Below are 25,469 nucleotides of genomic sequence, written 5' to 3' on the forward strand. Positions count from 1 at the left end.
CGGGCAGAAGCGGAAAGATTTCCATTGAAGAAAAAAGACAGCCGGCCAGGCAATCGCGTGCGTGCCGGGAGCGAGAAAAAACAGGTTCATGCCGCAAAGCCGGCACGGCGGGCAGACGCGGCGCCGAAGAAGCGTGAGCCGGACGCGGTTCGCAGCGTGCCGAAACCTGCACCGAGGGAAAAGGTCGCCCCAGCGCCGGCCATTGAGCAGGTGCCCGCGCGCGCCCTCAAGCTTCGCACCGGGGAGCGCCCCGCAGAACAGGTTCCGGTCATTCTGGAATCGAGCGGCGCGGGTGATTTTCATCTGATCGACAGCGGCAACGGCCTGAAGCTTGAACAATACGGCGAATACCGCGTCGTCCGTCCCGAGGCGCAGGCTCTCTGGCAACCGTCCATCCCCGACCGCGTATGGCAGAATGCCGACGCCGTTTTTTCCGGCGATACGGACGAGGACGGCATGGGCCGCTGGCGTTTTCCGAAGACGCCGCTTGACGAAACCTGGCCATTATCCCTGCTCGGTGTCGAGTTTCTCGGCCGTTTTACGGCTTTCCGACACGTTGGCGTGTTTCCAGAACAGATCGTGCATTGGGAATGGCTGAAAAATGCCGTCGAGACCGCCGACCGGCCGCTGAAAGTGCTGAACCTATTCGGTTATACCGGCGTCGCTTCGCTGGTCGCCGCTGCTGCCGGTGCTGAAGTCACCCATGTCGACGCCTCCAAGAAGGCGATAGGCTGGGCGAGGGAAAACCAGGCGCTTGCCGGTCTGGAACAGGCGCCGATCCGCTGGATTTGCGAAGACGCGATGAAATTTATCCAGCGCGAGGAGCGCCGCGGCAGCACCTACGATATCATTCTCACCGACCCACCGAAATTCGGCCGCGGCACCCATGGTGAGATCTGGCAATTATTCGATCATCTTCCGTTGATGCTGGATATCTGCCGGGAAATCCTGTCACCCAAGGCTCTCGGTCTGGTGCTGACGGCCTATTCCATTCGCTCCAGCTTCTATTCGATGCATGAGCTGATGCGCGACATCATGCGCGGTGCCGGTGGCGTCGTTGCGTCCGGTGAACTCGTCATTCGCGAGGCCGGGCTTGATGGCAAGACGCCGGGCCGGGTGCTTTCCACATCGCTGTTCAGCCGCTGGGAGCCGAAATGACGAACGATATGCGCGAAAACACGACGCGCCGGGTTGGCCAGGTCAAGGAAGTCACCAGCCTTGCCAATCCCATCATCAAGGATATCAAGGCGCTTACCCAGAAAAAGGGCAGGGAAGAGACCGGCACCTTCATGGCGGAAGGCTTGAAGCTGGTCATCGATGCGCTTGAACTGGGCTGGACCATCCGCACCCTGGTTTACGCCAAGGCCGCCAAGGGCAAGCCGCTGGTGGAGCAGGCGGCGGCAAAGACGGTCGCGTCGGGCGGCCTGGTGCTCGAAGTCAACGAAAAAGTCATCGCCTCGATCACCCGCCGCGACAATCCGCAAATGGTCGTCGGCATTTTCGATCAGAGATGGAAGCCGCTGAAGGATATTCGCCCGGTAAAAGGCGAGACCTATATCGCGCTCGACCGCGTCCGCGATCCCGGCAATCTCGGCACCATCATCCGCACGGCCGATGCGGCGGGCGCCTCAGGCGTCATTCTGGTCGGTGATTGCACCGATCCCTTCTCGCTGGAAACGGTTCGCGCCACCATGGGCTCGGTATTCGCCACGCCCGTCGCCCGCGCCTCGGTCGAGGAATTCCTGTCCTGGAAAAAATCGGCCAATGTCAGTGTCGTCGCCACCCATCTTGCCGGTTCCGTGGATTATCGAAAGATCGATTATGCCGGTAAGCCGGTCGTGCTTTTGATGGGCAACGAACAATCCGGCCTGCCGCCGGAACTGGCCGGCAAGGCCGACCAGCTGGCGCGCATTCCCCAGCAGGGCCGTGCCGACAGTCTCAATCTCGCCGTCGCAACCGCTGTCATGCTTTTCGAGGCGCGGCGACATCTCCTCGAACTGACACCGGTGAAGTAATGGCCAAGGCGGCACTGTTTTCGAAATTTGGCCCGGCTTTCGTACTGATCGTTGCCGCACTGGTGCTGGACCAGATCGTCAAGCAGCTGGTCGAAGCCTATCTGCCGCTGCAGGAGATGATTCCGGTCGTTCCGTTTCTGGCACTTTACCGCACCTATAATCTTGGCGTGGCGTTTTCGATGCTGGCGGACATGCATGGCTGGTTCATCGTCAGTATGCGGCTCGTCATCGTCGTCTTCGTGCTGTGGCTCTGGCGCAAGACGGCGGCGGACCGGACCTTCGCCCATCTCGGCTTCGCCTTCATCATTGCGGGGGCAGCCGGCAATCTTCTCGATCGCTTTTTCTACGGTCACGTCATCGACTATATCCTGTTCCACACCGAGACATGGTCGTTCGCGGTCTTCAATCTGGCCGACAGTTTCATAACCATTGGCGCAGGTTGCGTTATTCTCGATGAGTTTTTGCACGCTCGCACGGCTAAAAAGTAAAATTTTAGGGATTCAGCCAAACATATCAAAACCGCTGCCGTGGTAGCGGTTGTGCATGAGCGAACTGGCAAGACTTCGGGAAAAAGTTTCAGATGGCCTCGGCCTGGCCGCCACACCGGCGCAGTCGGCGGATCGTGACCCCGCACCTCATCAGGCTGTTGCGGGCCACGAGATTACTGCCAGGTCGATCGCGCTCTATGTCGCCGTTTCGTTGTCGGTGGGTGCCTTCTCTGCGGCCTTGATCGCGCTTGCTGTGCCCTATGCGGTCACCGTCGCGCTGGCGTCCTTCTTTGCTGCCGTGCTCGCCGGTCTCCTGTTCTACGCGCTGTTCGGCAAATCTTTACCTCATGCTGACGAACTGCCAGCCGATTATTCGGACGTCCGGCTGCGGCAAACGCAAAACCGTTCGCTGATCGCCGAAATGCAGGAAGCCATGGGCGATATCGTCGTGATCCGTAATATGGACCGGCGCATCGTCGAGGCGAATACGGTTTTTCGTGAAGTGACGGGTTGTTGGGCGCCCGAAGGGTTGAGTTGCGAGGAAATCGGCATCGCTTTCCGTCCGGGCGACAAGGTTCACGCCTATGACGTGGAAATAGCGACCCCTTTCGGTCAACGCATTTTCTCCTGGCATGATGTCGTCACCCGCGATCTGGCAAGCAGCCGTCTTCTCATCAGCAGCATCGCCAGGGACGTGACCGAGGAGCGCCTTGCTCTCGGAGAGCGGGAAGACGCCCGCTTGCGCGCCGAAAAGGCCGATGCCGAAAAGGCGCGGCTGCTTGCGACGGTAAGCCATGAAATCCGCCTGCCGCTTTCCGGCATGCTCGGCATGAACCATCTTCTGTCGCAGACGAAGCTCAACGAAGAACAGCGCAATTATCTCGACGGCATGAAGCAGTCCGGCCAGTCGCTGGTGCAGCTGGTGGAGGACCTGCTGGATTATTCGACCATGGAGGCGGGCCGCTTCAAACTCAACCCGCGTGCGGAAAACCTGCGCCGGCTGATCGAAAGCATCGTGGAGATGCTGGCGCATCGCGCCCATGAAAAGGGCATAGAAATCACCTCCTTCGTCACGCCGGACGTGCCCGATTATCTGGATTTCGATCCGGCAAGGCTGCGTCAGGTCCTGTTCAACCTCCTCGGCAACGCCGTCAAATTCACCCGGGAAGGCGGGGTCGTCATAAGGGCGCGCATGGTCGAAGGCGAATTGCACATCGCTGTCGAGGATACAGGCCCCGGCATGAGTAAGGCGGAACAGGCCCGCATCTTTGGCGAATTCGAACAGGCCGGTCCAATGTCGCAGCGAAGTGCAGGGACAGGGCTTGGGCTTGCGATTTCCGCCCGCATCGTGCGGGAATTCGGCGGCAGCCTCACGGTCTTCAGCCGCAAGGGTGAGGGCAGCACCTTCAGGCTGGTGTTTCGTCCGGGCAGCGCTCCGGTCGGTATGCCGGATCCCGGTCGGAGGCATTGCCTGCAACATACGAATGTCCTGCTGATTGCGCCGAAGGGCGTGGCGGCGGCGGTGACGATAGAGGCGATCGAAGCTTTCGGCGGTCAATGCATTCTCATCCACCAGCCGGAGGATCTGGAAAGATTGAAAGACAGGACTGCCGATCTCACCGATATCATCGTCGATCGCCGCATTTCGTCTCTGTTCAGGGATGCCCTGAGGGATTGGCCACAACAGAATGTCCGCCGCACGCTGCTGGTCAGTCCCGAAGAGCGAGCTTCGACCACGCACGCCTCCTTCGACGCCTGGCTGATCCGGCCGCTGCGCGAAAAATCCCTGATTGACGTTCTGTGTGGTCGCCTGCGCGGGATAGAACGGCGTGACGCCATCAACGACAACCACCCGGATGTGGGGTTTTCGTCACGGCTGAGCGAAGGGGCGAGCGGCATCGATATCCTCGTGGCCGAGGACGACGCCGTCAACGCGCGCATCATCCGGGCCGTTCTGGAAAAAAGCGGCTACAGCGTCCGCTCCGTCGATGATTTTCAGGCCTTGCGGCAGTCGGTGGCGCCGGAGGTATCCAGTCTGCCGCAGCTCATCATCTCCGACCTCAATATGCCGGGCGGCGAGGGCTTTGAAGTGCTGCCGCACATTCTTGCCACGCTGAAGGGAGAAAGAAATATTCCCGTCATCGTGCTCAGTAGCGATGCGAGTGTTGAGACCGCCGAAATCCTGCTGAAGGCCGGTGCAGGTGCGGTTTTGACCAAGCCAGCCGACCCGAGGCGGCTGGTGGAGGAAATTCACCGCCTGCTGGAGGCGAAACGCCTGTTGCCATCATAACTTGACAGACTCGCGCTGGCGGCATTTTGTCACTATTCTGTCGTCAATTAGTGATTTATGACAGGAAAAATCTTTTGGTGGCGGAGCGATTCCCCATGGTTGCCGAAATCCTCAATCACGACATTTGTGAAAACAAAGTTGTCATTCATCCTCGTCCCGAGACCGCTCAGGACAATGAGGGTCTTTTCGGCCGTATCGGCACGCTGGAAACACGGCTCGCGAGAAACGAGCGTGAGATCGATGCCGCGCAGTCCGTGCGTTACCGGGTTTTCGTCGAGGAAATGAAGGCGCGCCTTCCCGCAGATGCGATGCGACGCAAGCGCGATATCGATGCATGGGATAGCGTCTGCGACCATCTGCTCGTGCTCGACAAGGCTATCGAAGGCGATAGCGAGGACCAGATCGTCGGCACGTATCGTCTGCTGCGGCAGGAAACGGCGCTTGCCAATAATGGTTTTTATTCCGCAAGCGAGTTCGATATTGCCGCGCTGGTGGCACGCCATCCGGGCAAGCGTTTCATGGAGCTTGGACGTTCCTGCGTGCTGCCGGAATATCGCACCAAGCGCACCGTGGAGCTTTTGTGGCAGGGCAACTGGGCCTATGCCGTGAAACACCGCATGGATGCCATGATCGGTTGCGCCTCCTTCCCCGGCGTGCAGCCGGAAGCCCACGCGCTTGCTCTGTCCTTCCTGCATCACAATTGCGTTGCAAAGGGCGAATGGGCGGCTTCAGCCCTTCCCGAGCTTTACCATGAGATGGACCTCGTGCCGGCGGAGGCGTTGAACGCCCGCAAGGCGCTGAACACCATGCCGCCGCTGATCAAGGGCTATATGCGTCTGGGGGCGATGTTCGGCTCCGGCGCGGTCGTGGATCATGCCTTCAACACCACCGACGTGCTTGTGGTCCTGCCGGTATCGTCCATCGCCGGCCGTTACATCAGCTATTATGGCGGCGAGACCGAGCGTATCAACGGCTGACCGGGCGTTCGTGCGGGTCGGGCGGGATGTTCCTGTGGGCAGCGGTCCCGCGCGTGTTGTGTTGGGGCGGAGATTGCCGCTAGTGTCGGCGCTCCTTTTCCGCAACACGATATGACATCGGCAAGCCATTGACGGACGTTCTGACAACCGCTGCCCTGATTACGGAGGAAAGCCGCGCTTCGGCCACTCCGATGATGGAGCAATATATCGAGATCAAGGCGAACAATCCCGGTTCGCTGCTGTTCTATCGCATGGGCGATTTTTACGAATTGTTCTTTGACGATGCGGTCGAAGCCTCCCGCTCACTCGGCATCACGCTGACGAAACGCGGCCAGCATATGGGACACGATATTCCCATGTGCGGCGTTCCCGTTCACGCCGCTGACGATTATCTCCAGAAGCTCATCCTGCGCGGTTATCGCGTCGCCGTCTGCGAGCAGGTGGAAGACCCGGCCGAGGCGAAGAAGCGCGGATCGAAATCCGTGGTCAAGCGTGATGTGGTGCGGCTCGTCACACCAGGCACGCTGACCGAAGAAAAACTCCTGTCGCCAACGGAATCCAACTATCTGATGGCGCTCGCCCGTATTCGTGGCAGTGCGGAGGCGCAGTTCGCGCTGGCCTGGATCGATATTTCCACGGGCGTCTTCCGTCTGGCGGAAACCACGCTGACACGACTACTAGCCGATATCTGGCGTATCGATCCGCGCGAGTTGATCGTTGCGGACAGTCTGTTCCATGATGAGGAACTGCGGCCGGTATTCGATGTCCTCGGCCGTGTAGCGGTGCCGCAGCCGGCTGTCCTCTTCGACAGTGCAGTCGCAGAAGGGCGTATCGCCCGTTACTTCAATGTCTCGACGCTGGACGGCTTCGGCACATTCTCGCGTGTGGAAATGGCCGCAGCCGCTGCTGCCGTAGCCTATGTCGAAAAGACCCAGATTGCCGAGCGTCCGCCTTTGGGCGCGCCGGAGCGTGAAAGTGCCGCCTCCACCCTTTTCATCGACCCTGCCACCCGCGCCAATCTGGAGCTGGTGAAGACGCTCTCCGGCGAAAGAGACGGATCGCTGCTACATGCCCTGAACCGCACGGTAACGGGCGGTGGCGCACGACTGCTGGCCGAGCGGCTGATGTCGCCTCTGACCGATCCGGAAAAGATAAACGCCCGCCTGGATGCCGTCGCCTACCTCATTGACGATGTCTCCCTTTGCGATGGCCTGCGCGATGCCCTGAAACATGTCGCGGATATGCCGCGCGCGCTTTCCCGCCTTGCGCTGGAGCGCGGCGGGCCGCGTGATCTCGGCGCTATCCGACAGGGTCTGGTTTCAGCCGAGAAAATTGCAGCCATTCTCGATCAGGGATTGCTGCCGGACGAGCTGGCGACGGCTCTCAAGGCTTTGAAAGCCTTGCCGGGCGGGCTGGAGGCATTGCTCGGCTCGATGCTCGCCGACGATCTGCCGCTTTTGAAGCGCGATGGCGGTTTCCTGCGCGAAGGCGCCAATGCCGAACTTGACGAAGTACGGGCGCTGCGCGACCAGTCGCGCCGCGTGATCGCCGGGCTGCAACTGAAATATGCCGATGAGACCGGCATCAAGTCGCTGAAGATCAAGCACAACAACGTACTTGGTTATTTCATCGAGGTTACGGCCGGCAATGCCGATGTGATGATGGCGACGGATGAGGCCAAGGCGCGCTTCATCCACCGCCAGACCATGGCGGGTGCCATGCGCTTCACCACAACAGAGCTTGCCGATCTCGAAAGTCGTATCGCCAATGCCGCCGCACAGGCATTGACCATGGAGCTGGAGGCCTTCGCGCGCATGGTCGAGGCCGTGGTGCAGCAGGCGGAGGCGATCAAGGCCGGCGCGGCGGCACTTGCCATCATCGATGTTGCCTCTAGCCTTGCTTATCTGGCGACGGAACAGGCCTATTGCCGCCCGATCGTCGATGCCTCCATGGCGTTCGCGATCAAGGGCGGGCGTCATCCGGTGGTGGAGCAGGCCCTGCGGCGTCAGTCGGCTGGGCCGTTCATCGCCAATAATTGCGATCTCTCGGCTGCTGACGGCGGCAAAAACGGGGCGATCTGGCTGCTGACAGGCCCGAACATGGGCGGTAAATCGACCTTCCTGCGCCAGAATGCGCTGATCGCCATCCTTGCGCAGATAGGCTCCTTCGTTCCGGCCGAGGCGGCTCATATCGGTATTGTCGACCGGCTGTTTTCCCGCGTCGGCGCGTCTGACGATCTGGCACGCGGCCGCTCGACCTTCATGGTGGAGATGGTGGAAACTGCGGCCATCCTCAATCAGGCGACGGATCGCTCGCTGGTTATTCTGGATGAGATCGGTCGCGGTACCGCAACCTTTGACGGCCTTTCGATCGCCTGGGCGGCGGTGGAGCATCTGCACGAGGTCAATCGTTGCCGTGGTCTCTTCGCCACCCATTTCCACGAGTTGACGGTGCTGTCGGAAAAACTCGGCCGCCTCTCCAATGCCACGATGCGGGTGAAGGAGTGGGAAGGCGACGTCATCTTCCTGCACGAGGTCGGGCCGGGTGCTGCGGATCGCTCCTACGGTATCCAGGTGGCGCGGCTTGCGGGACTTCCGGCGTCGGTGGTGGAGCGCGCACGCGAGGTGCTGACGAAGCTCGAAGATGCCGACCGCAAGAACCCGGCCAGCCAGCTGATTGACGATCTGCCGCTGTTCCAGGTCGCGGTTCGCCGCGAGGAGGGCCGCAAGGCCGGGCCATCGAAGGTGGAGGAAGCTTTGAAGGTGTTCAACCCCGATGAAATGACGCCGCGTGAGGCATTGGACGCGCTCTATGCGCTAAAGAAAGAACTTGGCAGGGCTTGAGGGGATAGACTGCCTGTCCATCGCCTTTAAAACTCGTTATAGGACACTCCCATCGCAAGCGGTGGGATTCCCACAGGACATGGATACCGGCATAGATGGCCATCAAGGACCTGGATTTTTCGGCAATTCTCGATGTATCGGCGCTCAAGCGCGAATGCGACATCATCTTTAAGGAAGACGGCAAGCGCATCGCCGACACCCGTTCCGATTTGCTGCCGATCTTTCGCAAGGCCAGCACGGAAGGCCGGGAAAAGGCCCGGGAACTGCTGAAATCCGATGGCAGCGGCATCGATTGCGCCAGACGCATTTCCTGGCTGCAGGATCGGCTGATCGAAATCCTCTATGATCTGGCCTGCCAATATGTCTATCCGAAAGACGCGCCGCAGATCGCCGTGGCGGCCGTGGGCGGTTACGGTCGCGGCACGCTGGCGCCGGGATCGGATATCGACCTTCTGTTCCTGCTGCCTGCCAAGAACACGCCGGATATGCACAAGGCCGTGGAGTTCGTGCTTTATCTCCTCTGGGACCTCGGCTTCAAGGTCGGCCATGCCACGCGCACGGTGGATGAGTGCGTCCGCCTCTCCAAATCCGACATGACCATCCGCACCGCCATTCTGGAAGTGCGGGCGATTTGCGGCAAGAAATCGCTGACCGACGATCTCGAAAAGCGTTTCGAGTCTGAAGTCGTCACCGGCACCGGCCCGGAATTCATCGCCGCAAAGCTCGCCGAGCGCGACCAGCGCCACCGCAAGGCGGGCGACACGCGTTATCTGGTGGAGCCGAACGTCAAGGAAGGCAAAGGTGGCCTGCGCGACCTGCACACGCTGTTCTGGATCGCCAAATATTATTACCACGTTCGCGATACCGCCGATCTCGTCAAGCTGGGTGTCCTGTCGAAGCGCGAACTCAGGCTGTTCGAAAAGGCCGATGATTTTCTCTGGGCCGTCCGTTGCCAGATGCATTTCATCACCAATAAGGCGGAGGAGCGCCTTTCCTTCGACATTCAGCGTGAGATCGCCGATGCGCTGGGTTACCAGCCGCGTCCGGGACTTTCCGCTGTTGAACGTTTCATGAAGCATTATTTCCTCGTGGCGAAGGATGTTGGCGATCTCACCCGCATCGTCTGCGCCGCACTGGAAGATCGGCAGGCGAAGGATGTGCCGGGCCTGTCGGGTGTTCTCAGCCGTTTTGCCCACCGCGTCCGCAAGATTCCTGGTTCTGTGGAATTCGTCGAGGATCGTGGGCGTATCGCGCTTGCGAAGCCTGATGTGTTCAAGAACGATCCGGTCAATCTGATCCGGCTGTTTCACATCGCCGATATCAACAATCTCGAACTGCACCCGGACGCGCTGCGCGTCGTCACCCGGTCGCTGTCGCTCATCGATGAAGGGCTTCGCGAGAATGAGGAGGCGAACCGGCTGTTTCTGTCGATCCTCGCCTCGCGGCGCGACCCGGCCCTGACGCTGAGACGAATGAATGAGGCCGGTGTGCTCGGCAAGTTCATTCCCGAATTCGGCAAGATCGTCGCGATGATGCAGTTCAACATGTATCATCACTATACGGTGGACGAACATCTGATCCGTTCGGTCGGTGTGCTCTCGGAAGTGGACAAGGGAACCGCTGTGGATGCCCATCCGCTCGCCAACCAGCTGATGCCGGGCGTCGAGGAGCGTGAGGCGCTTTATGTCGCCGTCCTGCTGCACGATGTCGCCAAAGGCAGGCAGGAGGATCACTCGATTGCCGGCGCACGCGTGGCCCGCAAGCTTTGCCAGCGTTTCCGGCTGACCGGCAAGCAGACGGAAATGGTCGTCTGGCTGATCGAGCAGCATCTGCTGATGTCCATGGTCGCCCAGACGCGCGACCTGCACGATCGCAAGACCATCACCGATTTTGCCGATAAGGTGCAGTCCATGGAGCGGCTGAAGATGCTGCTCATCCTGACGGTCTGCGATATCCGTGCCGTCGGTCCGGGCGTCTGGAACGGCTGGAAGGGGCAATTGCTGCGCTCGCTCTATTACGAGACCGAGTTGCTTCTGTCAGGTGGTTTTTCGGAAGTCTCCCGCAAGGAACGGGCACATATCGCCCGCCAGGCGCTTTACGATGCTCTCGATGACTGGGGCCAGAAGGCGCGGCGCAAATACACCAAGCTGCATTATGAGCCTTACCTGCTGACGGTGGCGCTGGAAGATCAGGTGCGCCACACCCGGTTCATCCGCGAGGCCGACAAGCAGGAAAAAGCGCTGTCGACCATGGTGCGCACGCATTCCTTCCACGCCATCACCGAAATCACCGTACTGGCGCCGGACCATCCGCGCCTGCTGTCGATCATCACCGGCGCCTGCGCTGCGGCGGGCGCCAATATCGCGGATGCGCAGATTTTCACGACATCCGATGGGCGGGCGCTGGATACGATCCTCATCAACCGCGAATTTCCGATCGACGAGGATGAGACACGGCGTGGCAACAATGTCGGCAAGCTCATCGAGGAGGTTCTGTCCGGCCGGCAGCGCCTGCCGGAAATGATCGCCACCCGCACCAAGAGCCGCAGGAAGAAAAGCGCCTTCACCATTCCGCCCTCCGTCATCATATCCAACGGGCTGTCGAACAAGTTCACCGTCATCGAGGTCGAGTGCCTCGACCGGCCGGGTCTTCTGGCGGATATGACGGCTGTTATCGCCGATCTTTCGCTGGACATTCACTCCGCCCGCATCACGACGTTCGGTGAAAAGGTCATCGACACTTTTTACGTGACTGATCTGTTCGGGCAGAAGGTGACGAACGACAACCGGCAGGCCAGCATCGCCACGCGCCTGAAGGCGGTGATGAGCGAGCAGGAAGACGAATTGCGCGACCGCATGCCGAACGGCATCATCGCCCATCCAGATGTGGCGGCGCTGCCGGCCACGCGCACGGCAAAGGCTTGAAATCCCCATGAGCTTGATCGGCAAGTTCGCCACGGTCGGCACGGCCACGCTCGGAAGCCGCATCTTCGGTTTCCTCCGCGAAACCCTGATGGCCGCCGCCGTCGGTACCGGCCCGGTGGCCGATGCCTTCAACGCCGCTTTCCGTTTTCCGAACACCTTCCGGCGTCTCTTTGCCGAAGGCGCGTTCAATTCGGCTTTCGTGCCGCTTTTCGCCAAGGAGATCGAGGCGAACGGCATGGAGGGCGCTAGGCGCTTTTCCGAGGAGGTCTTCGGCGTTCTGTTCACCGTGCTTCTGGCTTTGACGATCCTGATGGAACTGTCGATGCCGTTCATCGTGCGAACCGTGATTGCGCCGGGCTTTCTGGAAGACCCGGTGAAGTTCGACAACACCGTCCATCTCGCCACCATCATGTTTCCCTATCTCGCCTGCATGTCGCTGGCTGCAATGATGGGCGGCATGTTGAATTCGCTGCACCGTTATTTCGCAGCCGCGATCGCGCCGGTTTTCCTTAACATCATTCTTATCGGCGTGCTCGCCTGGGCATGGTGGAAGAATTATGACCCGCTTCAGGTAGGGTATGCCTTGTCATGGGGGGTGATGGCAGCAGGTCTGGTGCAACTCGCCATCGTCTGGATCGCCGTGCGCAATGCCGGCATGCGGATCGGTTTCCGCAGGCCGCGGCTGACGAAGAACGTCCAGCGGCTTCTGGTACTGGCTTTGCCGGCGGCAATCACCGGCGGCATCACCCAGATCAATCTGCTGATCAACACCAATATCGCGTCCGCCGGTGAGGGTGTGATTTCGTCGCTTGCCTATGCGGACCGGATTTACCAGCTGCCGCTCGGTGTCGTCGGCATCGCCGTCGCCACCGTGCTTTTGCCGGAACTGGCGCGGGCTTTGCGCGGCGGGCATATGGTCGAGGCGGGAAGCCTGCAGAACCGCTCGGTCGAATTCGTGCTGTTCCTGACATTGCCGGCCGCAGCCGCACTTCTCGTCATGGCGGAGCCGATCGTGCGCTTTCTTTACGAGCGCGGCAATTTCGCACCTTCGGCTACCGTCACTGTCGCTGAAATTCTCGGTATCTACGGGCTGGGCCTGCCGGCTTTCGTGCTGATAAAGGCGTTCATTCCCGGCTTCTTCGCCCGCGAGGATACCCGCACCCCGATGATCTTCGCGGCGATTTCCGTGGCGGTGAACGTCTCTCTGGCACTGACGCTGTTTCCGCGTCTCGGCGGTCCGGGTATCGCCATCGCCGAGATCACGGCCGGTTGGGTGAACGCCGCCCTGCTGTTCGCCATGCTGTTATGGCGCGGCCACTGGCAGGTGGATATTCCGCTTCTCACCCGCATTCCGCGCCTGCTGTTGGCCGCTGCCCTCATGGCGGGCTTCGTTCACTATGCGCTGACCTATCTGAGCTTCGAGCTGTCCTCCGCCTCCTCCATTTTCGTTCGGGCCGGAACCATTATGGGCCTCGTGTTCGCGGCCATGCTGGTTTATTTCGTGCTGGCCTTTGTTTCGGGTGGCGCCGATCTCGGCATGGTCAAGAGAGCCGTCCGGAAGCGCGGCAAGAAGAACGTCGAGACGGAGACAGGCTGATGTCCTTTGCCGGAAACCGCCGTATCACGCTGGTAACCCTCGTGGTCGATGATTACGACCGCGCAAAGGCTTTTTATTGCGAGGTTCTAGGATTCGATTGTCTTTCCGACCAGCCTCTTGACGACGGTAAGCGCTGGCTGGTGGTGAAGCCGCAAGGAGCCGACGGCTGCGGCTTGCTGCTTGCCGAGGCGGATGGTGAGGCGCAGCGCCTTGCCATCGGCAATCAGACCGGCGGACGTGTCGGATTTTTCCTCCACACCGAAGATTTTGCCCGCGACTACGAGACGATGCTCGCGCGCGGCGTGCGTTTTCTGGAGGAACCTCGCCACGAGGTTTACGGTTCCGTCGCGGTCTTTTCCGACCCCTACGGAAATCGCTGGGATCTTCTTCAACCACGCGGCTGATGCACCCTGAAACCGCTTGATTGCGAGGGGCTGCGGGTGCATAAGCGCGCGTGCAAATTCAACCACGGGGCGGGGCCCTCCACAAGCCTTTTCGAGGACGACAATGAACGCATTCAAGCCGCTGGTTTTCTCGGGCGTCCAGCCGACCGGCAATCTGCATCTCGGCAATTATCTTGGCGCCATCCGCAAATTCGTGGCTTTGCAGGAAGATAACGACTGCATCTATTGCGTGGTCGACATGCACGCCATCACCGCCCAGCTCGTTCATTCGGACCTGAAGGCGCAGACCCGTTCCATCGCGGCCGCCTTCATCGCCGCGGGCATCGACCCCGTGAAGCATATCGTCTTCAACCAGTCGGCCGTGCCGCAGCATGCCGAACTGGCATGGGTCTTCAATTGCGTGGCGCGCATCGGCTGGATGGAGCGCATGACGCAGTTCAAGGACAAGTCTGGCAAGAATGCCGAGCAGGTGTCCCTCGGCCTGCTTGCCTATCCGAGCCTGATGGCTGCTGACATTCTGGTCTACCGCGCCACCCATGTTCCTGTCGGTGACGACCAGAAGCAGCATCTGGAACTGGCCCGCGACATCGCCCAGAAATTCAATATCGATTTCGGCGACCATATCCGCGACGCTGGTCTTGGGCTTGATATCACGGTGGGCAACGAGCCGGTGCGTGCCTATTTCCCGATGGTAGAGCCGCTGATCGGCGGTCCGGCCCCGCGCGTGATGTCGTTGAAGGACGGCACCAAGAAGATGTCGAAGTCCGATCCGTCCGATCTTTCGCGCATCAACCTCATGGACGATGTCGACGCCATTTCGAGAAAGATCAAGAAGGCGAAGACGGACCCGGACGCGCTGCCGAGCGAAGTGGAAGGCCTGAAGGGCCGCCCGGAAGCCGAAAACCTCGTGGGTATCTATGCGGCACTGTCGGACAAGACGAAGGCGGATGTTCTTTCCGAATTCGGCGGCCAGCAGTTCTCGGCCTTCAAGCCGGCTCTCGTGGAGCTTGCCGTCAACGTGCTCGCGCCCGTCAATAACGAGATGCGCCGTCTTCTCGACGATCCGACCCACATCGACGCCATCCTGAAGCAGGGCGGCGAGCGGGCGCGTGCAATCGCCGAAAAGACGATGAACGAGGTGCGTGACATCATCGGTTTCCTCCGCTGACCACAGGTCGCCCGGCGGATCGCAGCCAGTGGTTTGCGCCTGCCGCGATTTGATATAATCTCCGCCCGAACCGTCGGGCGGGTTTCTCGGATCGCGGCGGACACAGGGAGTGCGGAATGGTTTCAAAACGGCTGTCGCGTCTGGAAGGGCATCGTCGCAAATTTCTCGCTGTTATCGATGACACACCGGAATGCGAAAGGGCCGTGCACTATGCCGGTCGTCGCGCCAAGAACTCCAATGGCGGACTGGTGTTGCTCTACATGATCCCGGAAGGCGATTTCCAGCAATGGCTGGGCGTCGAGCAGATCATGCGGGCCGAGGCGCGTGAGGAGGCGGAAGCCACGCTCGCCAAGATCGCCCAGAAGGTGCGTGAGACCATCGGCATTGAGCCGGAAGCGGTGATCCGCGAAGGCGGCGCGACCGAACAGATCCACGGACTTATCGAGGAAGACCGCGATATCGCCATTCTGGTTTTGGCGGCGGGGTCGACAAAGGAAGGGCCGGGACCGCTCGTCTCCTCCATTTCCGGACGGGGCGCGGCCTTTCCCATCCCCGTTACCGTGCTGCCGGATACGCTGACGGATGAGGAAATCGACGCGCTCTGCTGATCGTTGCCCGGCCTGAAAGCAGGCACGGTCTTCGGACAAGAATTAGAGGCTGACGATTTCTTGAATGTAATTATCATGTCAGGGCTTGAAGTAAGGCTTCGCCAGGCGTATTTTTTGGAAGAATTCTAAATTACGGGGCGTGAACGGCGACCTCGAAGGAGACAGACGATGTTCATTCAGACGGAAGCCACGCCGAACCCCGCGACCCTCAAGTTCCTGCCCGGCAAGGTGGTGCTGGAAAGCGGGACAGTGGAGTTCCTCAACCCCGCGCAGGCGCAGGCCTCGCCGCTGGCGGAGCGTCTCTTCACCATTCCGGGTGTCACCGGCGTTTATTTCGGCTTTGATTTCATCACCGTCACCAAGGACGACGCCGAATGGCAGCATCTGAAGCCCGCCATTCTCGGCTCGATCATGGAACATTTCATGTCCGGCCGTCCCATCATGGGCACCGCCGTCGCGGCTGAAGTGTCGGATGAAGAAGGCGAGTTCTTCGAAGAGGGTGACGAAACCATTGTCGCCACCATCAAGGAATTGCTCGATACCCGCGTCCGTCCCGCTGTAGCGCAGGATGGCGGCGATATCACTTTCCGCGGTTTCCGCGACGGTACGGTGTTCCTGAACATGAAGGGCGCCTGCTCGGGTTGCCCGTCCTCCACCGCCACGCTGAAACACGGCGTTCAGAACCTGCTTCGCCATTTCGTGCCGGAAGTGCGCGAAGTCGAAGCCGTATGACATTTGTAAGCCAGGCCACGCCATGATTGTTCTTTCACTCGACACATCAGGCGTGGACTGTTCTGCCTGCGTTTATGACAGCGCCTCCGACACGGTGCTGGGCGAGGTATGCGAAACGATCGGCAAAGGTCATGCCGAAAGGCTGATGGCTGTGATCGACGGCGCCCTGCAGCAGGCGCAACTGCCGCTCCAGAAGATCGAGCGCATTGCGGTCACTATCGGGCCGGGTTCCTTCACCGGCATTCGCGTCGGCGTTGCCGCAGCACGGGGCTTTGCCCTGTCGCTCGGCATAGAGGCGGTGGGCGTAACCACGCTCGAAACGATTGCCCTGCATCATCTGCTGGATAATCCGGGCCGGCCCGTTGCCGTCGGGCTGGACGCCAAACGTGGCGAAGCCTATCTCCAGACATTTTCGGCGGATGGAACGCCGCTCGGTGAGGCCGCCCTTTTGTCTCTGGAGGATGCCAAAACGGCTCTTTCCGGTTTCGACGGCGCGGTCATTGGCTCCGCCGCCCCTCTTTTTGTGGGATCGGAAGCGGGATCGGGGCCGGATCATTTCCCGATCGCTACCGTCGCGCGGGCAGGTGGACAGAAGCCGAAAGGCATGCCGAAACCTGCGCCGCTTTACCTTCGCGGTCCCGATGCCCGGCCGCAGACGGGTTTTGCGCTGGCACGCCAGAGCGTTGCCTGATAGGTGGCATCCCGTGAATGCATGCGGATGATTCCTTGTTATGTTTGACGAATATCTAAGCTGGAAACCCTATTTCGAGATCGTGCCGATGCAGCACGAGGATTGCGCAGGAGTGGCGGAACTGCATGCGCTGCGCTTTCCGCGCGCCTGGAATGACGGGGAGTTTTCCGGACTTTTGACGCAAGGCTCGGTTTTCGGTGCCGTCGCGCGTCAGACCAACGCATTTTTCAGCAAGCCGCTCGGTGGTTTCGTACTAGCGCGGGAAGTGGCCGGCGAAGCGGAAATCCTGACCGTTGCCGTGGCCGACAAGTTCGCGCGCAATGGCCTCGGCTGGCGCCTGATGCAATCGGCCGTTCGCGAGGCGATGATGCGCGGCGCCGAAACCATGTTTCTCGAGGTGGACAGCAACAATGCCTCCGCTCTCGGGCTTTATAAAAAGCTCGGCTTCAAAACGGTTGCGGAGCGCAAGGCCTATTACACCGCCAAGGATGGCGCGAAGTCGACGGCGCTTGTCATGCGCCGCGATCTTCGCTAGTTCCCTGCGACAGGCATTTTTCGGCGAGAGCCCCGAAATTCAACTGGAATACTCAAAAGGCCAGAAGACGTGATAGACCTTTCGAAAACGCTGGAGGAACTTTGTGCCGAGCGCGGCATGCGGATGACGGACCAGCGCCGTGTCATCGCCCGTGTGCTGCAGGAATCGGCCGACCATCCCGATGTCGAGGAGCTTTACCGCCGCTCCTCCGCCGTGGATCCGCGCATTTCCATTTCCACGGTCTACAGAACGGTGAAGCTGTTCGAAGACGCCGGCATCATCGAGCGTCACGATTTTCGTGATGGTCGCTCGCGTTACGAGACCGTGCCCGAAGAACATCACGATCATCTGATCGATCTGAAAAACGGTGTGGTCATCGAGTTTCATTCGCCCGAGATCGAGGCGCTTCAGGAAAAGATCGCCCGGGAGCACGGCTTCAGGCTCGTGGATCACCGGCTGGAACTTTACGGCGTGCCGTTGAAGCCCGGCGAGCGCTGAGACGCCGGTGAACAAGCGCACGGTTCAATCATGATGTGGCTCCGGACAGCCTATATTGCGGTCGTTCTTCTGATCGTCACGCTTATATTGCTGCCGCTGCAACTGTTGGGCCTCGCCTTCGACTGGCGGCTACGTCGCCGCATTCCGCGCCTATGGCACCGTATCGCCTGCTATGTTCTCGGCATCCGCGTGCACGTCCACGGTAAGGTGGAGCGGGCAAAACCCCTGATGCTGGCGGTCAACCACGCCTCTTGGAAGGATATCCTCGTTCTCGGCAGCATTGCCGACGTAGTGTTCATCGCCAAGACGGAAGTGCGCGACTGGCCCGTCTTCGGCTGGCTCGCCCGCCTGCAGAAAAGCATCTTCGTCCAGCGGGAACAGAAGCGTAGCACCGGTGCGCAGGTCGGCGAGATTGCCACCCGCATGGCCGATGGCGAGATCGTCGTATTGTTTCCCGAAGGCACCACCTCGGATGGCAACCGCATGCTCGCCGTCAAATCGTCGCTGTTCGGCGCGGCCTCCACTGCGGCCGAACAGGTTCCGGGCAAGCTCGTTTATGTGCAGCCGGTTGCGATTGCCTATACGCGGGTGCAGGGCATGGCCATGGGCCGTTACCACCGGGTCATTGCGGCCTGGCCGGGCAGCATAACCCTGGTGCCGCATCTGCTCGGCATCATCAAGGCGGGCGCCATCGACGTCGACGTGACATTCGGTGACAGCGTTCCGTTCCACAGCACCGACAACCGCAAACGTCTGGCGATGGATATCGCCGCCGCCATCCGTTCCATGCTGGCATTCAGCCTGCGCGGTGGCTGGCGCAAATAGCGCATCGGACCGAAAAGCGTGCACGGTTTTCGCAAAAATCCGATGCGCAAACAAAAATATGGAGCCACCGAATCGGTTCGGCTCTTTCTCGTTGCTCCAGCATCGTCGTTTTTCCGGTATTTTTCTGTTTAATCCGCGCGTGAAAAACACTAGATAACCGCCATGACCCAGGAAACCATTAGCCTCGACGCCTCCGAAGTGATCGCCCGCGATGGGGCAAACAGCCGTAAAGTCTTTATCAAGACCTATGGCTGTCAGATGAATGTCTACGATTCCGTGCGCATGAGCGATGCTTTGGCGAAGGACGGTTACGTTCAGACGGAGGATATGGGCGAGGCGGATCTGGTGCTCCTGAACACCTGTCACATCCGTGAAAAAGCGGCTGAAAAGGTCTATTCGGCGCTCGGCCGCCTGCGCGACATGAAAAAGTCGCGGGAAGAGCAGGGGCGCGAATTCGTGATCGGCGTTGCCGGATGCGTGGCGCAGGCGGAAGGCGAGGAAATCCTTCGCCGTGCGCCCGCCGTCGATGTCGTCATCGGCCCGCAGACATACCATCGCCTGCCGGACGCCCTGAAGCGGGTTCGCGGCGGTGAACGCGTCATCGAGACCGAATATGCCGTCGAGGACAAGTTCGAGCATCTGCCCGTCGCCGAAAAGGCGACGCTGCGCGCGCGCGGCGTCACGGCGTTTTTGACGGTGCAGGAAGGCTGCGACAAGTTCTGTACCTTCTGTGTCGTGCCCTATACGCGCGGTTCGGAAGTCTCCCGCCCGGTGCGCCAGATCGTCGATGAGGCGATGAAGCTGGTCGATGCCGGCGTGCGCGAAATCACGTTGCTTGGCCAGAACGTCAACGCCTGGCAGGGCGAAGGCGCCAAGGGTGAAAAATGGGGCCTTGCGGAGCTGCTGTACCGCCTGGCGGAAATTCCGGGGCTTGCCCGGCTTCGCTACACCACCAGCCATCCGCGCGATATGGATGACCGCTTGATCGGCGCTCATCGCGATCTGCGTATCTTGATGCCCTATCTGCACCTGCCGGTGCAATCAGGGTCGGATCGCATTCTGAAGGCGATGAACCGTCGCCATACGGGCGAGGAGTATATCCAGCTCATTGAGAAAATCCGGGCCGTCCGCCCTGATATCGCCATGTCGGGGGACTTTATTGTCGGCTTCCCGGGCGAGACGGATCGCGATTTTGAAGATACGATGGCGATTGTCGAGCAGGTGAAGTACGCGCAGGCTTTCTCCTTCAAATATTCCACCCGTCCCGGCACCCCGGGCGCGGACCTGACGGATCAGGTTGCGGAAGAGGTGAAGGCCGAGCGACTGGAAAGATTGCAGGCTCTGTTGCTGCGGCAGCAGAGGGAATTTGCGGAATCACTGGTCGGAAAGACGATGGATGTGTTGCTGGAAAAGCCCGGCCGCATGCCTGAACAGTTGATAGGTCGCTCTCCCTGGCTGCAATCTGTGAATCTTGATGCAAAGACGTTGAAAATCGGTGACATTGTTAATGTACGAATCACCGCAACGGGTCCAAACAGCTTGTTTGCCGAGGTGGCAGAGAGTTAGAGTGAGGAGCCGACACTGATTGGGACAGGAGCCTGACCGCTTGAACGCACACGAATTGGTATCACCTTCATCGCGCCAGCCACGCTCAGCCGCGACCGACGCCAATCACTTCGTCCTCACGTTCGAGAATAACAGGATAGCGGGAGAGCTATTCGGTCAGTTCGATCAGAACCTGAAGCTGCTGGAACAGCGCCTCAACATCGATGCCCGCCCGCGCGGCAATTCCGTTGCCATCACCGGCGATGTCGTTGCCACCAATCAGGCCCGCCGGGCGCTGGACTTCCTTTATGAGCGCCTGCTCAAGGGCGGAACCGCCGAGGTTTCCGACGTGGAAGGCGCGATCCGCATGGCCATGGCGGCAGACGACCAGCTGACCTTGCCGACGATGGAGCGCAAGGCGAAGATCTCCATGGCGCAGATTTCCACGCGCAAGAAGACCGTCGCTGCCCGCACGCCGACGCAGGATGTCTATATGCGGGCGCTGGAGCAATCCGAGCTGGTTTTCGGCGTCGGCCCCGCCGGTACCGGCAAAACCTATCTGGCCGTCGCGCATGCGGCGCAACTCTTGGAGCGCGGCGCGGTCGATCGCATCATCCTGTCGCGCCCCGCAGTGGAAGCGGGCGAACGGCTGGGCTTCCTGCCGGGCGACATGAAGGAAAAGGTCGATCCCTATCTGCGCCCGCTTTACGACGCGCTTTATGACATGATGCCGGGTGACAAGGTGGAGCGCGCCATTCAGGCGGGCGTCATCGAAATCGCCCCGCTCGCCTTCATGCGCGGCCGCACGCTTGCCAACGCCGCCGTCATTCTGGACGAAGCCCAGAATACCACGACCATGCAGATGAAGATGTTCCTGACCCGTCTGGGCGAGAAAGGCCGCATGATCGTGACGGGCGACCCGAGCCAGGTGGACCTGCCGCGCGGCGTGAAGTCCGGTCTTGTCGAGGCCCTGCAAATCCTCGGCGATGTGGAAGGCGTGTCCGTCGTGCGCTTCAAGGATGTCGATGTCGTGCGTCATCCGATGGTGGCGCGTATCGTCAGGGCCTATGAATCCCACACGGCGGTGCCGGATGAGAGCCTCGTGAAGGGCAACTGACGCAAGACAATGACAGCTCTGGATATTCAAATCAGCGTCGAGACCGAAGGCTGGTCCTCGGAAGAGGACCTGCTTGCCCTCGCAACCAGAGTGCTGGATGCGGCGGTCGATTGTTTGAAGCGGGAAGAGGAGCAACCCTTCCCGAAAATGCCGGTGGAACTGTCGCTGGTCTTTACCGACGATGAAAATATCCGGGAAATCAATGCCGAATGGCGCGACAAGGACAAGGCGACCAATGTCTTGTCTTTTCCCGCTTTTCCGCTGGAACCGGGCGGAATGCCCGGTCCCATGCTGGGCGATATCGTCATTGCGCGTGAGACAGTTGAACGCGAGGCTCTTGAACTTGAGAAGAGTTTCGGGGATCATCTGACCCATCTTCTCGTTCATGGGTTCCTGCACCTGTTCGGTTACGACCACATGGATGAGGAGGAAGCGGAAGAAATGGAGTCGCTTGAGACTCGCATTTTGGCGGTGCTTGGCCTATCTGATCCTTATGCGGGACAGGAACCGCTTTGAGTATTGTCTGGAGCCATGAACGAACATTCTGCACGACCTGCCAATGAGGGCAGAGAAAACGGTGAGCAGTCCTCTTCGGAGGAGGGCAGTAGTCACTTACGGAACGACTCCCATGCAAAGCCGAGATCGACGATCTGGTCGCGCATCGGACGGTTGCTGAAACCGTCACAGGGCGAGCGCCTGCGCGAGGATCTGACCGACGCGCTGATGGCCGACACCGAAATCGGTGCCGCCTTTTCGCCCGAAGAACGGGCGATGCTGAACAATATCCTGCGTTTCCGGGAGGTGAGCCTCGAAGATATCATGATCCCGCGGGTGGATATCGACGGTCTCGACCAGAACATGACCATCGGCGAGGCGCTGATCCTCTTCGAGGAAACCGGACGCTCCCGCATGCCTGTCTATGATGAGACGCTGGATAACCCGAAGGGCATGATCCACATTCGCGATTTGCTGGCCTATGTCGCCAAGCAGGCCCGCAACAAGCGCCGGGCGGGATCGCGAAGCGTCGCTTATGGCGAGGTGAAGGCGCCGCGTTCGCCACGACCGAATTTCGACCTGGCACGGGTGGATCTCGAGCAGACGGTGGCCGATGCCGGGCTGGTGCGTAAAATTCTTTTCGCGCCGCCCTCCATGCTGGCCTCCGATCTTTTGAAGACCATGCAGGCGCAGAGAACGCAGCTTGCCCTCGTGATCGATGAATACGGCGGCACGGACGGTCTCGTCAGCCATGAGGATATCGTCGAGATGGTCGTGGGTGACATCGATGACGAGCACGACAAGGATGAGACGATGTTTTCGCGTCTTTCCAATGACGTGCTGGTGGCGGATGCCCGCGCCGAACTGACCGAACTTGCCGAGGCGATCGGGCCGGAATTCGATGTCCGCGAGCATCTGGAAGAAATCGATACGCTGGGGGGCCTCATCTTCTTCGCGCTCGGCCGCATTCCGGCCAAGGGCGAGGTGGTCCGGGCCGTTCCTGGTTTCGAATTCCAGATTCTCGATGCGGATTCGAGGCGTATCAAGGGCGTCCGCATCGTCCGTGATCACGGCTCGGATGGGCAGGATGACCGCGCGCCGGGCGAGGCCGGCGACAATGAGGTGATCGCGCTGCCCGGGCCGGATGTTCGCCTGATCACCCACCAGCAGAATGCCGATTGAGGAAGAACGACGGGGTATAGTTCCCCGTCGCTTGCCCGTGTTCGATACCCCAATTCGACGGAGTTGAATGCCCTGTGGAACGGCGCATGACGCTCCGGCACTCATCCCTCCTGTGGACTGCGAATCTTTTTTCCTTTACGTCGGGTCTAAGGGAAAATTCCGTGGCGCGGTCTTGCCGGGAGCGGTCTTTCCCGGACGCGCATAAAACGGAGATGGTATGGAGCGTCTTGCAGGCAGGGTAATGCTGGCCAACGGCAAAAGCCGCGCAGCGATGGCGGTTGCCGCAGGCGCGGTCGGAGCGCTGGCCTTGCCTCCGTTCGGCTTTTTCGCGGCGCTGTTTTTGTCTTTTACCCTGCTTGTCTGGCTTGTGGATGGCTGCACCGGCAAACCCGGCGGCGGCATCTTCAGCCGCATCATGCCCGCTTTCGGCATTGGCTGGTGTTTCGGGCTTGGTTATTTCGTGGCGGGCCTGTGGTGGCTGGGCAATGCCCTTTTGCTGGAAGCGGATGAATTCGCCTGGGCGCTGCCGCTCGCCATCCTCGGCCTTCCGGCTCTCCTTGCGCTGTTTTACGGTGTTGCGGTCGCAGCCGCCAATATCGTCTGGTCGGATGGCCTCGGTCGCATCGCCGCGCTTGCGGCCGGATTCGGCCTTTTGGAGTGGCTGCGCAGCTTCGTGGCGACCGGCTTTCCCTGGAATGCCATCGGTTACGGCATCATGCCCGTGCCGATCATGATGCAGTCGGCGCATCTGCTTGGTCTTTTCGGCGTGACCACGCTTGCCGTTTTCATTTTTGCAGCCCCCGCTTTGATCGGCACGAAAAAAGGCATGTGGCCGGGTCTGGTCGTGGCGGGTCTGCTGCTGGCCGGTCATGTCGGTTATGGCTTTTACCGCCTTCAGACGCCGGTGGAGACGGCGGCGGACGCGCTGACGGTCAGGATCGTGCAGCCGTCGATCGATCAGTCTCGCAAAATGCTGAACGACGACAGGGCGGAAATTTTCAGCGAGCATCTGCAGCTGACGGCCCTGCCGCCCGGCGAAGGCAAAAAACGCCCCGATATCGTTGTCTGGCCGGAGACCTCCGTGCCGTTCATCCTGACGCAAAATCCGGACGCGCTGGCGGAAATCGCAAAAACGCTGGAGGACGGGCAGGTATTGTTCACCGGCGCCGTCAGAATGGAAGACCAGGGCGCCGGCCGGCCGCCGCGTTATTACAATTCGGTCTATGCGATCGACAGCCAAGGTGAAATCATCGGCGCGACCGACAAGGTCCATCTGACACCCTTTGGAGAATATGTCCCCTTCGAAGGTATCCTGCGGGAATTCGGCATTAACAACGTCATCAGCCTGCCGGGCGGCTTTTCTGCCGCCTCTTCGCGCACACCGCTCACGCTTCCTTCCGGCAAGACCTTCTATCCCCTGATCTGTTACGAGATCATTTTTCCCGGCGAGATGACGCCGGGTCTGGCGGGGGCGGCAGCGATCCTGAACGTGACGAATGATGGCTGGTTTGGCGATACGCCGGGCCCATATCAGCATTTTCTGCAGGCCAGAGTGCGGGCCGTCGAAACGGGTGTGCCGGTGATTCGTGGCGCCAATACCGGCATTTCGGCCGTGATAGACCCCTATGGCCGCATTATCGCCGGTTTGGACTACGGTCGGGCCGGAATTGTTGACGCCACCTTGAGTGGTGGGTCAAACGACGCATTTACCTACGACATACATCGGACGTATTTCTGGTTGATTTTTTCTATTATGCTGATCGTTGCGGTATTTCCTGCCTGGAGTTTTGCTCGGCGTCAGAATTGACCAGGACCCCCTGCAATTGCATAGTGAATACGTCAGCCGTAAAACAAGTTTAGACGCTGCCGAAATGCCGACTCATTTCTTCGAATAGTAGTGGAACGAGATATCAACCCTTTCCGAGTGTCAGGACCGCATGATGACCGAAAATAAGAAAAAGCCTAATCCCATCGACATTCATGTCGGAAGCCGAATTCGCCTTCGTAGAACCATGTTGGGCATGAGCCAGGAAAAGCTGGGTGAAAGCCTCGGAATTACCTTTCAGCAAATCCAGAAATACGAAAAGGGCACGAACCGCGTTGGCGCCAGCCGGTTGCAGAACATTTCCGGGATCCTGAACGTACCGGTTTCCTTTTTCTTCGAAGATGCACCGGGCGATCAGGTCGGCGGCGCGACAGGTATGGCGGAAGCGTCCAGCTCCAACTATGTGGTGGATTTCCTCTCGTCGGCCGAAGGCCTGCAGCTGAACCGCGCTTTTGTGAAGATTGCCGATCCGAAGGTTCGCCGTCGCCTCGTCGATCTCGTCAAGGCGCTTGCCGCCGAAGGTGAGGCGGAGTAGCGCCTGTAAGCGACGTCTCTATTTTCCAGCGTGTGGTGCTGGCACTCAACGGTCCGCAAGGGCCGTTTTTTTGTGCCAAATTAGAAACGAATTCTCACATAAAGATATATTTATGTGGTTGTGTCCTTGTCTTTCATGGCCGAAATGACTAACAAACTCGAAGACCATTCTTTGA

The 25,469-nt window shown here is 60.0% G+C and carries 22 protein-coding genes; all 22 read left to right on the top strand.

Annotation, left to right across the window (positions count from 1 at the left end; genetic code table 11):
• Nucleotides 1-24 precede the first annotated feature (24 nt).
• The 22 genes from RS75_RS16045 to RS75_RS16150 all read left to right on the top strand — a co-directional run bounded on the left by RS75_RS16045 (nucleotide 25) and on the right by RS75_RS16150 (nucleotide 25,294).
• A complete protein-coding gene (locus tag RS75_RS16045; protein ID WP_045022094.1) occupies nucleotides 25-1,158 on the top strand; it encodes a class I SAM-dependent methyltransferase in 1,134 nt (377 codons plus the stop codon).
• On the top strand, nucleotides 1,155-2,015 hold the full coding sequence (locus RS75_RS16050) for a TrmH family RNA methyltransferase (protein ID WP_045022096.1): 861 nt from the start codon (nucleotides 1,155-1,157) through the stop codon (nucleotides 2,013-2,015). The genes RS75_RS16045 and RS75_RS16050 overlap by 4 nt, the downstream gene beginning before the upstream one ends.
• A complete protein-coding gene (gene lspA, locus RS75_RS16055) occupies nucleotides 2,015-2,503 on the top strand; it encodes a signal peptidase II (RefSeq protein ID WP_045022098.1) in 489 nt (162 codons plus the stop codon). Before RS75_RS16050 ends, lspA begins: the two co-directional genes overlap by 1 nt.
• A gap of 55 nt (nucleotides 2,504-2,558) precedes the next feature.
• Complete coding sequence (locus tag RS75_RS16060; RefSeq protein ID WP_045022101.1) at nucleotides 2,559-4,793, top strand: hybrid sensor histidine kinase/response regulator; 2,235 nt, start codon at nucleotides 2,559-2,561, stop codon at nucleotides 4,791-4,793.
• A 95-nt stretch (nucleotides 4,794-4,888) separates the two neighbouring features.
• Nucleotides 4,889-5,770, top strand: a complete 882-nt coding sequence (locus RS75_RS16065; protein ID WP_045022103.1) for a GNAT family N-acetyltransferase — start codon at nucleotides 4,889-4,891, stop codon at nucleotides 5,768-5,770.
• Between the two features lie 191 nt (nucleotides 5,771-5,961).
• Nucleotides 5,962-8,613: a DNA mismatch repair protein MutS gene (gene mutS, locus RS75_RS16070; protein WP_084687020.1), complete on the top strand. Its 2,652-nt coding sequence runs from the start codon at nucleotides 5,962-5,964 to the stop codon at nucleotides 8,611-8,613.
• 95 nt (nucleotides 8,614-8,708) lie between these two features.
• On the top strand, nucleotides 8,709-11,537 hold the full coding sequence (locus RS75_RS16075) for a [protein-PII] uridylyltransferase (RefSeq protein WP_045022108.1): 2,829 nt from the start codon (nucleotides 8,709-8,711) through the stop codon (nucleotides 11,535-11,537).
• A 7-nt stretch (nucleotides 11,538-11,544) separates the two neighbouring features.
• The gene (gene murJ, locus RS75_RS16080) at nucleotides 11,545-13,134 is read left to right on the top strand and encodes a murein biosynthesis integral membrane protein MurJ (protein WP_045022110.1); all 1,590 of its coding nucleotides are present in this window, start codon (nucleotides 11,545-11,547) and stop codon (nucleotides 13,132-13,134) included.
• The gene (locus tag RS75_RS16085; RefSeq protein WP_045022112.1) at nucleotides 13,134-13,538 is read left to right on the top strand and encodes a VOC family protein; all 405 of its coding nucleotides are present in this window, start codon (nucleotides 13,134-13,136) and stop codon (nucleotides 13,536-13,538) included. The genes murJ and RS75_RS16085 overlap by 1 nt, the downstream gene beginning before the upstream one ends.
• Before the next feature lie 103 nt (nucleotides 13,539-13,641).
• Nucleotides 13,642-14,706: a tryptophan--tRNA ligase gene (gene trpS, locus RS75_RS16090; protein ID WP_045022114.1), complete on the top strand. Its 1,065-nt coding sequence runs from the start codon at nucleotides 13,642-13,644 to the stop codon at nucleotides 14,704-14,706.
• Nucleotides 14,707-14,822: 116 nt separating this feature from the next.
• Nucleotides 14,823-15,314 (top strand): universal stress protein, encoded by a 492-nt coding sequence (locus RS75_RS16095; RefSeq protein ID WP_003514782.1) that lies wholly within the window; start codon nucleotides 14,823-14,825, stop codon nucleotides 15,312-15,314.
• Between the two features lie 168 nt (nucleotides 15,315-15,482).
• Nucleotides 15,483-16,046 carry a NifU family protein gene (locus RS75_RS16100; RefSeq protein WP_045022115.1) on the top strand — a complete coding sequence of 188 codons (564 nt, stop codon included), beginning with the start codon at nucleotides 15,483-15,485 and terminating at the stop codon, nucleotides 16,044-16,046.
• A 22-nt stretch (nucleotides 16,047-16,068) separates the two neighbouring features.
• Nucleotides 16,069-16,737, top strand: coding sequence for a tRNA (adenosine(37)-N6)-threonylcarbamoyltransferase complex dimerization subunit type 1 TsaB (gene tsaB, locus RS75_RS16105; RefSeq protein ID WP_045022116.1), 669 nt, complete (start codon nucleotides 16,069-16,071; stop codon nucleotides 16,735-16,737).
• A gap of 40 nt (nucleotides 16,738-16,777) precedes the next feature.
• Nucleotides 16,778-17,272, top strand: coding sequence for a GNAT family N-acetyltransferase (locus RS75_RS16110; protein WP_045022117.1), 495 nt, complete (start codon nucleotides 16,778-16,780; stop codon nucleotides 17,270-17,272).
• A gap of 69 nt (nucleotides 17,273-17,341) precedes the next feature.
• Complete coding sequence (locus RS75_RS16115) at nucleotides 17,342-17,770, top strand: Fur family transcriptional regulator (protein ID WP_045022118.1); 429 nt, start codon at nucleotides 17,342-17,344, stop codon at nucleotides 17,768-17,770.
• Between the two features lie 30 nt (nucleotides 17,771-17,800).
• On the top strand, nucleotides 17,801-18,595 hold the full coding sequence (locus tag RS75_RS16120) for a lysophospholipid acyltransferase family protein (RefSeq protein ID WP_045022120.1): 795 nt from the start codon (nucleotides 17,801-17,803) through the stop codon (nucleotides 18,593-18,595).
• Nucleotides 18,596-18,757: 162 nt separating this feature from the next.
• Nucleotides 18,758-20,161, top strand: a complete 1,404-nt coding sequence (gene miaB / locus RS75_RS16125; protein WP_045022125.1) for a tRNA (N6-isopentenyl adenosine(37)-C2)-methylthiotransferase MiaB — start codon at nucleotides 18,758-18,760, stop codon at nucleotides 20,159-20,161.
• A 40-nt stretch (nucleotides 20,162-20,201) separates the two neighbouring features.
• The gene (locus RS75_RS16130; RefSeq protein ID WP_045022127.1) at nucleotides 20,202-21,257 is read left to right on the top strand and encodes a PhoH family protein; all 1,056 of its coding nucleotides are present in this window, start codon (nucleotides 20,202-20,204) and stop codon (nucleotides 21,255-21,257) included.
• Between the two features lie 9 nt (nucleotides 21,258-21,266).
• Entirely contained in the window at nucleotides 21,267-21,773 is a 507-nt protein-coding gene (gene ybeY / locus RS75_RS16135) for an rRNA maturation RNase YbeY (protein WP_045022129.1), read from the top strand.
• A gap of 15 nt (nucleotides 21,774-21,788) precedes the next feature.
• Nucleotides 21,789-22,934 (top strand): hemolysin family protein, encoded by a 1,146-nt coding sequence (locus tag RS75_RS16140; RefSeq protein WP_045022131.1) that lies wholly within the window; start codon nucleotides 21,789-21,791, stop codon nucleotides 22,932-22,934.
• Nucleotides 22,935-23,151: 217 nt separating this feature from the next.
• Nucleotides 23,152-24,741, top strand: a complete 1,590-nt coding sequence (gene lnt, locus RS75_RS16145; RefSeq protein WP_045022133.1) for an apolipoprotein N-acyltransferase — start codon at nucleotides 23,152-23,154, stop codon at nucleotides 24,739-24,741.
• Between the two features lie 133 nt (nucleotides 24,742-24,874).
• Nucleotides 24,875-25,294 (top strand): helix-turn-helix domain-containing protein, encoded by a 420-nt coding sequence (locus RS75_RS16150; RefSeq protein ID WP_045022323.1) that lies wholly within the window; start codon nucleotides 24,875-24,877, stop codon nucleotides 25,292-25,294.
• Nucleotides 25,295-25,469 lie beyond the last annotated feature (175 nt).

Source organism: Rhizobium nepotum 39/7 (genome assembly GCF_000949865.1).
GTDB classification, from domain to species: Bacteria; Pseudomonadota; Alphaproteobacteria; order Rhizobiales; family Rhizobiaceae; genus Agrobacterium; species Agrobacterium nepotum.

Excerpts from the sequence above, each read along its gene's own strand:
- trpS (WP_045022114.1), top strand. The coding sequence starts at position 13,642 with ATGAACGCATTCAAGCCGCTGGTTTTCTCGGGCGTCCAGCCGACCGGC.
- RS75_RS16085 (WP_045022112.1), top strand. The coding sequence starts at position 13,134 with ATGTCCTTTGCCGGAAACCGCCGTATCACGCTGGTAACCCTCGTGGTC.
- lspA (WP_045022098.1), top strand. The coding sequence starts at position 2,015 with ATGGCCAAGGCGGCACTGTTTTCGAAATTTGGCCCGGCTTTCGTACTG.
- lnt (WP_045022133.1), top strand. The coding sequence starts at position 23,152 with ATGGAGCGTCTTGCAGGCAGGGTAATGCTGGCCAACGGCAAAAGCCGC.
- murJ (WP_045022110.1), top strand. The coding sequence starts at position 11,545 with ATGAGCTTGATCGGCAAGTTCGCCACGGTCGGCACGGCCACGCTCGGA.
- RS75_RS16120 (WP_045022120.1), top strand. The coding sequence starts at position 17,801 with ATGATGTGGCTCCGGACAGCCTATATTGCGGTCGTTCTTCTGATCGTC.
- RS75_RS16060 (WP_045022101.1), top strand. The coding sequence starts at position 2,559 with ATGAGCGAACTGGCAAGACTTCGGGAAAAAGTTTCAGATGGCCTCGGC.
- RS75_RS16110 (WP_045022117.1), top strand. The coding sequence starts at position 16,778 with ATGTTTGACGAATATCTAAGCTGGAAACCCTATTTCGAGATCGTGCCG.
- tsaB (WP_045022116.1), top strand. The coding sequence starts at position 16,069 with ATGATTGTTCTTTCACTCGACACATCAGGCGTGGACTGTTCTGCCTGC.
- RS75_RS16095 (WP_003514782.1), top strand. The coding sequence starts at position 14,823 with ATGGTTTCAAAACGGCTGTCGCGTCTGGAAGGGCATCGTCGCAAATTT.
- RS75_RS16150 (WP_045022323.1), top strand. The coding sequence starts at position 24,875 with ATGACCGAAAATAAGAAAAAGCCTAATCCCATCGACATTCATGTCGGA.
- RS75_RS16050 (WP_045022096.1), top strand. The coding sequence starts at position 1,155 with ATGACGAACGATATGCGCGAAAACACGACGCGCCGGGTTGGCCAGGTC.
- RS75_RS16065 (WP_045022103.1), top strand. The coding sequence starts at position 4,889 with ATGGTTGCCGAAATCCTCAATCACGACATTTGTGAAAACAAAGTTGTC.
- RS75_RS16100 (WP_045022115.1), top strand. The coding sequence starts at position 15,483 with ATGTTCATTCAGACGGAAGCCACGCCGAACCCCGCGACCCTCAAGTTC.
- miaB (WP_045022125.1), top strand. The coding sequence starts at position 18,758 with ATGACCCAGGAAACCATTAGCCTCGACGCCTCCGAAGTGATCGCCCGC.
- ybeY (WP_045022129.1), top strand. The coding sequence starts at position 21,267 with ATGACAGCTCTGGATATTCAAATCAGCGTCGAGACCGAAGGCTGGTCC.
- RS75_RS16075 (WP_045022108.1), top strand. The coding sequence starts at position 8,709 with ATGGCCATCAAGGACCTGGATTTTTCGGCAATTCTCGATGTATCGGCG.
- RS75_RS16140 (WP_045022131.1), top strand. The coding sequence starts at position 21,789 with ATGAACGAACATTCTGCACGACCTGCCAATGAGGGCAGAGAAAACGGT.
- mutS (WP_084687020.1), top strand. The coding sequence starts at position 5,962 with ATGATGGAGCAATATATCGAGATCAAGGCGAACAATCCCGGTTCGCTG.